A 9,290-nucleotide genomic window follows, 5' to 3' on the forward strand; every position below is an offset into this window, starting at 1 on the left:
CGACCGATCGAGAAAGCTCACTTCAAATTTGTCATCGCCGTCAGGTCGGCCGAAAATTTGGCGATGCCGGCCGCGCCGCACCAGTTGGTGCCCGCGCCACCAGGATTTATCGGCGTCACGTTGTTCACTCCCGAGGCGTTGAAAGCACTCGTGAAGGCGTTGCAATTACCCTTCGACAGGTTGGTGTCGGAGTAACGAAGATCAAGCGTGAATACCTTGTAGGTGAAGCCGATCCCAATGTTCCAGGTATCATAGCTGGCATAGGGAATGCCGTTGGGGAAGCCCGGAACACGATAGAACGCATCTGTCGTACCGAGCCACTGCCTGCCGAATTCGGCGGATACGTACATGCCGACGCCGCTCTTTCCGAAGATTGTGCCCGGCGCGGTGTATTTGCCCGTGATCGACGCATAGTCGCCCCAGGCGCCGGAGTTCAGGAAGCTCGGCGTGTAGTATTCGTTCACGCCGAACTGCCAGTTGTCGTTGACGGTGTAATTGCCCTTGCCGTAGACCTCGTAAAAGCTGAGGTCTTTCTTCAAGACGTTGCCGTTGGCGAGGAAGATTGTGTTGGTGCTGACAGGGCAGACAAACCCGCCGGGAATCCCTCCGGTCAGGGTGTTGCCATCAACGCAGCTTCCACCCGGATACAGGTAACCCCAGATACCGAAGTCGAGGGCGAAGGCCCCGAAAGTCGGGCGAACACCGCCTAGACGTCAACCTCGGCCGCAGCACGGTTGGCAAAGGAGATGCTCTCCGCGGAGGTGCCGACATAGAGTTGCAAGTCCTTGTTGACGTTGTAGCGCGGTTCGAAATAGGCCGTGACGGAAGGCTGATGGTTCGACTGGGTCACACCGCGAAAGACGTAGTCGCTCACGATCCCGCCACCGAAGGCAATATCCCAGGGATCGAAGGGCGCAGGCGGCGGAGCCTTCGCCTTCACGGGCAGGTCGGCCGCCAGACCCGCACTACCAGACACCACCAATGCCAGCGCCGTTGCCAACAAAACCGCTTTCTTCATGACGATGATTCCCCATCAAGCGCTCCCGGCCAGCGAACGTTTCTTCATGAAAACGATATGCAGCCGGAAGTAGATTCGATTGTTTTGCTATGTGGGGGAGTACGTCGTTACCTGGAAAGCAAAAAAGTTCGGCAATTGACGAATTTTCGGGCGTTACGGCAATTTCGCGAAATATTTCCGGTGGCATGTAGCAGTATGACCAAAAACCTACGGTTGTCCTGTCACGGAAAGCGGCAAACCCACCGGAAATCAGGCCTACCGTCGAAGCAGCGACAGCAGCAATGCGCATGCAAGGAGTACGGCAACGGCCTGCCAGAAACGAATCGGGTTGCGTTCATAGAGCGTCCGAGGCCGGCGGACCGCCATCGGTGCGCTTGAAGGCCCCGCTTCCAATTCGACGGCAAATTCGGTCATGTCGTGGAAGCGCTCGCCGGGGTCGGATGCGATCGCGCGAGCCAGTGTGGCCTGGAGCCAGGCCGGCAGGTCCGGGCGCAAAGCGGACAGCGGCGTCGCCCGGTCGCGGCGCGGCGCACTTGTGGCGTCGGCGTTGCCGTAGGGGAATTCACCGGTGAAAGCGCGGAACAGAGTAACGCCCAGAGCGTAAACGTCTGTTGCCTCGTTGCCGGGCTCGCCGTCAATCATTTCCGGCGCCATGTAAGCGAGCGTGCCCGGAATCTCTTGCGACGGGAAATCCTCGGCTGCTGGCACGCGCACGACACCGAAGTCGATCAGCTTCAGCGAGCCCTCGCTTTCAAGTATCACATTGTCCGGCTTGATGTCGCGGTGCACGATCCCGACGCGATGCAGCGCCGCCGCCGCCCGAGCCAGCTTGATGCCGATACTCCGTCCTTCCTCCAGTCCCAGCGCGGGGCGGCGAGCAATCCGGGTTTCCAACAGCTCGCCCTGGTAGAGCGGCATGACCGTATAGAGACAGGTCTGCCGTCCTTGCGGCAGCTCTATGATATGGCCAAGCCAGGGGCTGGTCACGCGCGCGCCCACCCACGCCTCGCGGACGAAGGCTGCCCGATAGCTTGCCACGCTCCCGACAAGAGGCTTGGGGAATTTCAACGCCACTTCGCCTCCTTCAACCTCATCGATAGCGCCGAACAGGCGGCTGTAGCGACCGTCGGAAAGTAGCGCCTTGAGCACAAAGCCATCGACCGTCTCGCCGCCAAGCGGCACGGGAATCAACGGCAACTCCGCGATGTTGACGCCGATATCCGCCGACTGCGCGGTAGCCAGACCAACCACGTCGAGCACCAAGGCGGTGCAATTGTCCGTGCTGTCGGCTTGAAGCGCGGCTGCAACGAGTGCGCGGGCCGTATCTTCCGAGGAAACGCGCTCGCGCATGATGTCGGCGATTGTCTCAGCCGGCAGGTAGCCGTGCACGCCGTCGCTGCAAAGCAAGAAGCGGTCGTGCTGCGCCATCGGTTGGCTCGTGTAGTCGAGCCGCACTTCGGTTTCGACGCCCAGCGCGCGGGTGAGGAGGTTGGAGCGGCCGGTGCTCACCTGCCGAACGTGGTCGGTTGTAAGCGCGGTCAGATGATCGCGACTTAGTCGATAGGCGCGCGTGTCGCCCACATGCAACACATGGGCGATGCGGCCGCGCAGCACGAGCGCCGTGAAGGTGCATCCCATCCCCGTCAAGTTCGGGTCCCGCTGAGCCTGAGAATGGATCCAGCCATTGAGCGCGTCGAGGACGACGGCCGCGGCGCGCCGCACTTCCATGGTCTCGGGCAGATCGCAAAATCCATCGAGAAAGCCGCGCACCGCAATCTCGGCTGCCTGGCGGCCGCCGCTCGTACCTCCCATTCCGTCGGCGATGGCGGCCACCACGTCGTGGCGCGGCTTGGGCATTTCCGACCCGAAAACCGCGCCGGCGAAATCCTCGTTGCGTTTGCGCGGACCGCGCCTCGAGGCAAACCCGACACTTACCTTGAGGCCGGAAACCCGCGCAGTCATCGCCCTCGTTCCAACTTTCGGGGCGCCGGCCGCCGCCCGGATCGTGAGAGATGATGGCGATCATCTTCCGGGATCACGATCTCAGTTCTGCAGCTTGCAACGATGATGAAGGAAATAGCCACCGGTGCTCGACGCGACGATCACCGTAAGGTCCCCGGACTTCCGATCAAGCGTGTAATTGCCGCCGTCGGATGTGTCGCGCCACGAAACCTGCGTCTCGCTGATGCGCGCCGGATAGGAATCGGCCGTCGAGCGGTCATAGTCGATCCTCACCTGCCAGTTCGCACCGCTGGCCGGATTGGTGCAGGTGATCGCGGCCTCGCCGCGCTGAACCTCGCCTGCAATTGCGGAAGCCGACAGGCTGATCGAGAGAATGCCAATCGACAGTGCCCATCTTATCCGTACACTTCGCATAGTTTCATCTCTGCCCATATGATGATCATCTGCTTGTTTTCTTATCAACGCCGAAGCGGAGCTTCAGGATAAGCCGTTTCCAGAAAATCCCTAAAAACCCATTTCGGTCAATTCCGGGATGGGCTCAACGCAAGGTGGTATGTTCCTTGCGTTCCGCCGGGGTACTTCTGTGTGCAGTGAGCACAGGAATAACTTGGGGAACGTACTTATGGCACTCGTACCATCACCACAATGGCTCGATACTGGAAATAACGCTTGGCAGCTCGCGGCCGCCACATTCGTCGGTATGCAGAGCATACCGGGGCTGACGATTCTTTACGGCGGTATCGTCAAGAAGAAATGGGCGATCAACTCCGCCTTCATGGCGATGTACGCCTTCGCCTCGGTCCTGGTTGTCTGGGTGTTGTTCGATTACAAGCTGGCCTTCGGGGAGCAATGGTTTCCGTTTCTAGGCGAGCCCGGCTTGGCGACCTCGGCCGCCTATACCACCGGTCAGGCGATCGTGCCGGCTGCGGCGTCGGGTATGCCGGCGCTCACCTTTCCGATGGCGACGCTGATTTTCTTCCAGTTCGTGTTTGCCGCCATCACCGTCATCATTCTCGCCGGCGCCGTGCTTGGCCGCATGAACTTCACGGCGTGGATGATTTTCTGCCCGGTGTGGATGACCTTGGTCTATACGGTCAGAGCGTTCAGCATCTGGGGCGGCGGCTGGCTTGCCGGCCTGGGGGTTGCGGACTTCTCGGGCGGCTACGTCATCCATGTCGCCGCCGGAACTTCCGGTTTCGTGGCGGCATGGATGGTAGGGCCGCGTCTGCAGGCCGATCGCGACCATTTTCCGCCCAACAGCCTGTTGATGACGCTGGCGGGTGCGGGAATTCTGTGGCTGGGCTGGAACGGCTTCAACGGCGGCGATCCCTATTTTGCCAACGCCAATGCGGGCGCGGCAGTTCTCAACACCAACACCTGCACCGCGGTGGGCCTTCTGGTCTGGACGCTGCTTGACAAGATTGCCTATGGCAAGCCGTCCGTGTTGGGCGCGGTCAACGGGATGATCGCCGGTCTTGTCGCCATCACGCCCGCCGCGGGTTATGTCGACGGCCTCGGCGCGATGGCCATTGGCATCGCCGCAGGCATCATCCCATGGCTTGCCATGAACAAGCTGCAGAAGGCCAAATTCATGATGAAGGTGGATGACACGTTGAGCGTGCTGTCCACGCACGGCATTGCCGGTCTGACCGGCGGTCTTCTGACCGGCGTCTTCGCCAACCCGGACATGCTTTTGTATATCGGCACCGACAAGGAGGCGCCGGGCGTCAACGTGACCGGCTGGCTCTACGGCAATGCTGCTCAGGTTCTGACTCAGGCTGAAGGCGCCGCCTTCATTGTCGTGTACAACGTGATCGCAACCTTCATCATCCTCAAGGTTATCTCGTTCATCGTGCCGCTGCGCATGGATGAGGCAACTCTAAAGGTGGGTGACGATGCGGTGCACGGCGAAACGGCGTATGCGATCGGCGCTGAGGGCGAATAGTCGTAGGCGTGAGAGGTGTCGCCGCTTCGGCGGTAACGAATAACGCAAGCTCGCAGCAAAACCGCCCGGCAAGCCCGGTCGGTTTTCTGCTGCAGTGGCCGACATATTTTCAGTCATACGCTCACGCTCACGGCGTCGTGAGGCTTGCGTGAGACACTGGCATATCCCTGCCGTTATACTGAAGCCAAGTGATCTCTCGGTTCCGGTGTGTGCGGCATTGTCAAAATAAAAAGGGGCGCCCGGAGCGCCCCTTTGTCTTTCACCAGCGGGAATTTCCGCCGACGGCTTATCCCGAATAGTACATTTCGAACTCGACCGGGTGAGGGGCCATCTCGAAGCGCTCCACTTCGGTCATCTTCAGTTCGATATAGCTGTCGATGAAGTCGTCGTCGAACACGCCGCCGTTCTTGAGGAAGGCGCGGTCGCTGTCGAGGTTTTCCAGCGCCTCGCGCAAGCTACCGCAAACGGTCGGGATCGACTTCAGCTCTTCCTTCGGCAGATCGTACAGGTCCTTGTCCATCGCCGGACCCGGATCGAGCTTGTTCTTGATGCCATCGAGGCCAGCCATCAACATTGCGGCGAAGCCGAGATAGGGATTGGCCAGCGGATCGGGGAAACGCACCTCGACGCGCTTGGCCTTCGGATTTGAAGTGTAGGGAATTCGGCAGGCGGCCGAGCGGTTGCGCGCGGAGTAGGCGAGCAGCACCGGCGCTTCATAGCCGGGAACCAGGCGCTTGTAGGAGTTGGTCGTCGGGTTGGTGAAGGCGTTGATCGCCTTGGCATGCTTGATGACGCCGGCGATGTAGTGGAGGCAGGTCTCCGAGAGGTCGGCGTATTTGTTGCCGGCGAACACCGGCTTGCCGCCCTTCCAGATCGACTGGTGGCAATGCATGCCCGAGCCGTTGTCGCCAAAGACCGGCTTCGGCATGAAGGTGGCCGTCTTGCCGTAGATGTGCGCGACCTGCTGGATGCAGTATTTATAGATCTGCAAGTGGTCGGCCATCAGCGTCAGCGTGTCGAACTTCATGCCGAGTTCGTGCTGGGCGGAGGCCACTTCGTGGTGATGCTTTTCGACCTTGACGCCCATCTTGGCCATGGCGCCAAGCATCTCCGAGCGCATGTCCTGGACGGAGTCCTGCGGCGGCACCGGGAAGTAGCCGGCCTTGGTGCGAATGCGGTGACCGAGATTGCCACCTTCATATTCGGTGTCGGAGTTGATCGGCAGCTCCGAGGAGTCCAGCTTGAAGCCGGTATTGTAAGGCGTGGTCTGGAAGCGGACATCGTCGAAGACGAAGAACTCGGCCTCGGGGCCGAAGAAGACGGTGTCGCCGACGCCCATCGACTTGACCATGGCCTCGGCCTTCTTGGCCATGCTGCGGGGATCGCGGTTATAGGGTTCGCCCGTGGTCGGCTCCAGCACGTCGCAGGTGAGGACCAGGGTGGTTTCCGCGAAGAACGGATCGATCGTGGCCGTGACCGGATCGGGCATCAGGCACATGTCGGATTCGTTGATCGCCTTCCAGCCGGCAATCGAGGAGCCGTCGAACATCAACCCTTCGGCAAAGGTGTCCTCTTCGATCATGGTGACATCGAAGGTAACGTGCTGCCACTTGCCGCGCGGATCGGTAAAGCGCAGATCGACGTATTTGACGTCGTTGTCCTTGATCGACTTCAGGACATCCTTGGCGGTCTTCATGAATCCCCCTTGTTATGACTGTCTTGGTCTGGGGCCGCAGACGGCAGCACCCGGCCTAAGGTCAATACAATTGGGGGATGTTCAACACAATATCCGAATAAGCCGAGAAATGCCGCTTCAAGCGGCACCCGGTCGGTCCAACCGTCTTCTCGTCATGCGCTAGATGGCATCGAGCCCGGATTCACCGGTCCGGATGCGGATGGCCTCCTCGATATTGGACACGAAAATCTTGCCGTCGCCGATCCGCCCGGTTTGCGCCGCGCGGCGGATCGCATCGATCGCCCGCTCGACCAGTTCATCGGAAATGACGATCTCGATTTTCACCTTGGGCAGGAAATCGACGATGTATTCAGCGCCGCGGTAAAGCTCGGCGTGGCCCTTTTGCCGCCCGAATCCCTTGGCCTCGGTGACGGTGATGCCCTGAAGTCCGACTTCCTGAAGCGCTTCTTTAACCTCGTCCAGTTTGAACGGCTTGATGATGGCTTCAATTTTCTTCACAGGTTGCCTCCCGGCACTTTCTTAAGGTCAAGGACGTTCAGGTTTGTTGCGCGCGGATCGCGCGATGACGCAGATCCGGTGGCCGGGTCGCAGGCTTGATATTTGCCTGCCGAAGCCACCAGAACTGCTTCCTCGAAAGCAGGGTCTATGCCAAATCGTTAAGACGCCTGATTCTTGAATTTTTTCAGACCTTTACTGGGTACCCGAAAGCGGTTGGCGAGAATCGTCCAATCATAGGGCAGATGCAAAAATAGGCAAACAGATCAAACGGTGCGCATATGTTTGGGCCCAGCGCGCCGGGAATTGGGAAAAGTGCCTCCGGAAAAGGCGTTTCTGTCAGGGGATTGGGCATGGAAGTTCTGACGACCGCCGAGATGGAGCGTGCCGATCGGCTCACGATCGCCGCGGGAACGCCGGGCTTCGCGCTGATGCTGAGCGCCGGCCAGGCCGTCGCTGCGGCGGCGATGGATATGGCCGCCGAAGGTCCGATCCTGGTGATCGCAGGCCCCGGCAACAATGGCGGTGACGGCTTTGTGGCCGCAGCCGAGCTCGCTGCGCACGGCCGCGAGGTCCAGGTCATCCTGCTCTGCGAACGCGAGAGCCTGCAGGGCGATGCGGCCTCCGCCGCGCGCGGCTGGAAATACCCGGTATTGCCGTTCAATCCCCAGGCGATCGGCAAGCCGGCGCTGATCGTCGATGCGCTGTTTGGGGCTGGCCTCGATCGGGCGGTCAACGGCGAGCCGTTTGAGATGATTGAGGCGATCAACGCCAATGGCGCGCCGGTACTGGCCGTAGACCTGCCGAGCGGCATCAACGGCACGTCAGGCGCTGTCATGGGTACCGCCGTGCGCGCGGTGGAGACGGTGACCTTCTTCCGCCGCAAGCCCGCGCATTTGCTGTTGCCCGGCCGCCTATACTGCGGACGGGTGCGGGTCGCCGACATCGGGATCGATGCCAAGGTGCTTGCCGAGATTGCGCCCAAGACCTTTGAAAACATCCCCTCGTTCTGGCGCGGCTCATATCCGGTGCCCGAGATCGACGGGCATAAATACAGCCGCGGCCACGTCGCCGTCGTTTCCGGCGGACTGGCTGCAACCGGTGCGGCGCGGCTTGCGGCGCGCGGCGCCTTGCGCGCGGGCGCGGGCCTCGTCACGCTGGCCTCGCCACGCGATGCACTCGCCGTCAACGCCGCCGCGCTGATGGCCGTCATGGTCCGCGCCGTCGATACGGTGGTGGAATTCGCCGAGATGTTCGCCGACAACCGCTTCAACGCCTGCGTGATCGGGCCGGGCGCAGGCGTCGGCGAGCGCACGAGAGACTTCGTGCTGACGACATTGTCGGCCAAGCGAGCCGTGGTGCTCGATGCCGATGCGCTGACGAGTTTTGCAAGTCACCCCGAACAATTGTTCGCAGCGATCAGGCATTCTTCCGATCCGCAAGCTGTCCTGACCCCGCATGAGGGCGAGTTTCCACGGCTGTTCAGCGATATCAGCAACAAGCATCCGTTTCGCTCCAAGCTCGAACGGGTACGGGATGCCGCCGAACGCGCCGGCGGCGTGGTCCTGCTGAAGGGGCCGGACACGGTGGTGGTCTCGCCCGACGGGCGCGCGACGATTGCCGCCAATGCGCCGCCGTGGCTTGCGACCGCGGGCGCAGGCGACGTGCTCTCGGGAATGATTGCAGGCCTGCTGTCGCAAGGCGTACCGGCGTTCGAGGCCGCCTCGATCGCGGTGTGGATGCATGGCGAGGCGGCGCGCGAGGCCGGGCCCGGCCTGATTGCGGAAGATCTCCCGGAAACCTTGCCGGCGGTGACGCGCCGTCTCTACGACGAGTTCGGCGTTGATTATTGATCTGCGCCGGCTCGAATTCGCCGACATGGATGCTGCGGCGCGGGTCCATCGCGCTGCATTCGACCACGCCATGCCCTGGCTGATTGGGCTCCATACGCCCGATGAAGATCAGTGGTTCTATCGCGAGCGCGTGTTCAAGACCGCTTCGCTTTGGGGAGCCTTCGACGGCGAGACCTTGACCGGATTGATTGCCTTTCACGACGACTGGATTGAGCAGCTTTACGTGCTGCCGGAAGCGCAGGGATGCGGCATCGGCAGCAAACTGCTCGATGTCGCAAAGCGCGCGGCCGATCGGCTGCAGCTTTGGACGTTTCAGCGCAA

Annotated in this window: 8 protein-coding genes and 1 pseudogene; 3 read left to right on the top strand and 6 right to left on the bottom strand. The window is 61.2% G+C overall.

What is annotated here, in order from left to right; all coding sequences use genetic code 11:
• Positions 1 to 17: 17 nt before the first annotated feature.
• The 4 genes and pseudogenes from VNX23_RS15460 to VNX23_RS15475 form a co-directional block, all read right to left on the bottom strand.
• Positions 18 to 1,018 (bottom strand): annotated as a pseudogene (locus VNX23_RS15460) (TorF family putative porin).
• On the bottom strand, positions 966 to 1,307 hold the full coding sequence (locus VNX23_RS15465) for a hypothetical protein (RefSeq protein ID WP_325631393.1): 342 nt from the start codon (positions 1,305 to 1,307) through the stop codon (positions 966 to 968). Before VNX23_RS15465 ends, VNX23_RS15460 begins: the two are co-directional and overlap by 53 nt.
• Positions 1,274 to 2,980, bottom strand: coding sequence for a protein kinase domain-containing protein (locus tag VNX23_RS15470; protein ID WP_325631395.1), 1,707 nt, complete (start codon positions 2,978 to 2,980; stop codon positions 1,274 to 1,276). The genes VNX23_RS15465 and VNX23_RS15470 overlap by 34 nt, the downstream gene beginning before the upstream one ends.
• 81 nt (positions 2,981 to 3,061) lie before the next feature.
• Positions 3,062 to 3,394, bottom strand: a complete 333-nt coding sequence (locus tag VNX23_RS15475) for a hypothetical protein (RefSeq protein ID WP_325631396.1) — start codon at positions 3,392 to 3,394, stop codon at positions 3,062 to 3,064.
• A 208-nt stretch (positions 3,395 to 3,602) separates the two neighbouring features.
• Here VNX23_RS15475 and VNX23_RS15480 point away from each other — a divergent pair, with 208 nt between their 5' ends.
• On the top strand, positions 3,603 to 4,925 hold the full coding sequence (locus tag VNX23_RS15480) for an ammonium transporter (RefSeq protein WP_325631397.1): 1,323 nt from the start codon (positions 3,603 to 3,605) through the stop codon (positions 4,923 to 4,925).
• 286 nt (positions 4,926 to 5,211) lie between these two features.
• On the opposite strand, the gene glnA is transcribed toward VNX23_RS15480, so the two are convergent.
• Together glnA and VNX23_RS15490 are read right to left on the bottom strand one after the other, a co-directional pair.
• A complete protein-coding gene (gene glnA, locus VNX23_RS15485; protein ID WP_325631399.1) occupies positions 5,212 to 6,621 on the bottom strand; it encodes a type I glutamate--ammonia ligase in 1,410 nt (469 codons plus the stop codon).
• Positions 6,622 to 6,780: 159 nt separating this feature from the next.
• Positions 6,781 to 7,119, bottom strand: coding sequence for a P-II family nitrogen regulator (locus VNX23_RS15490; protein WP_072824146.1), 339 nt, complete (start codon positions 7,117 to 7,119; stop codon positions 6,781 to 6,783).
• 350 nt (positions 7,120 to 7,469) lie between these two features.
• Between VNX23_RS15490 and VNX23_RS15495 the strand changes: the two genes are divergently transcribed.
• Positions 7,470 to 8,969, top strand: coding sequence for an NAD(P)H-hydrate dehydratase (locus tag VNX23_RS15495; protein WP_325631400.1), 1,500 nt, complete (start codon positions 7,470 to 7,472; stop codon positions 8,967 to 8,969).
• A gap of 25 nt (positions 8,970 to 8,994) precedes the next feature.
• A partial coding sequence (locus VNX23_RS15500) for a GNAT family N-acetyltransferase (RefSeq protein WP_325631406.1) occupies positions 8,995 to 9,290 on the top strand: 296 nt, incomplete at its 3' end.

It is taken from the genome of Bradyrhizobium sp. (assembly GCF_035570375.1).
Taxonomy (GTDB): Bacteria; Pseudomonadota; Alphaproteobacteria; order Rhizobiales; family Xanthobacteraceae; genus Bradyrhizobium.

Bases quoted from the DNA above. Each gene is read 5' to 3' on its own strand.
- VNX23_RS15465 (WP_325631393.1), bottom strand. From the start codon at position 1,307: ATGCGCATTGCTGCTGTCGCTGCTTCGACGGTAGGCCTGATTTCCGGT.
- VNX23_RS15470 (WP_325631395.1), bottom strand. From the start codon at position 2,980: ATGACTGCGCGGGTTTCCGGCCTCAAGGTAAGTGTCGGGTTTGCCTCG.
- VNX23_RS15475 (WP_325631396.1), bottom strand. From the start codon at position 3,394: ATGCGAAGTGTACGGATAAGATGGGCACTGTCGATTGGCATTCTCTCG.
- VNX23_RS15480 (WP_325631397.1), top strand. From the start codon at position 3,603: ATGGCACTCGTACCATCACCACAATGGCTCGATACTGGAAATAACGCT.
- glnA (WP_325631399.1), bottom strand. From the start codon at position 6,621: ATGAAGACCGCCAAGGATGTCCTGAAGTCGATCAAGGACAACGACGTC.
- VNX23_RS15495 (WP_325631400.1), top strand. From the start codon at position 7,470: ATGGAAGTTCTGACGACCGCCGAGATGGAGCGTGCCGATCGGCTCACG.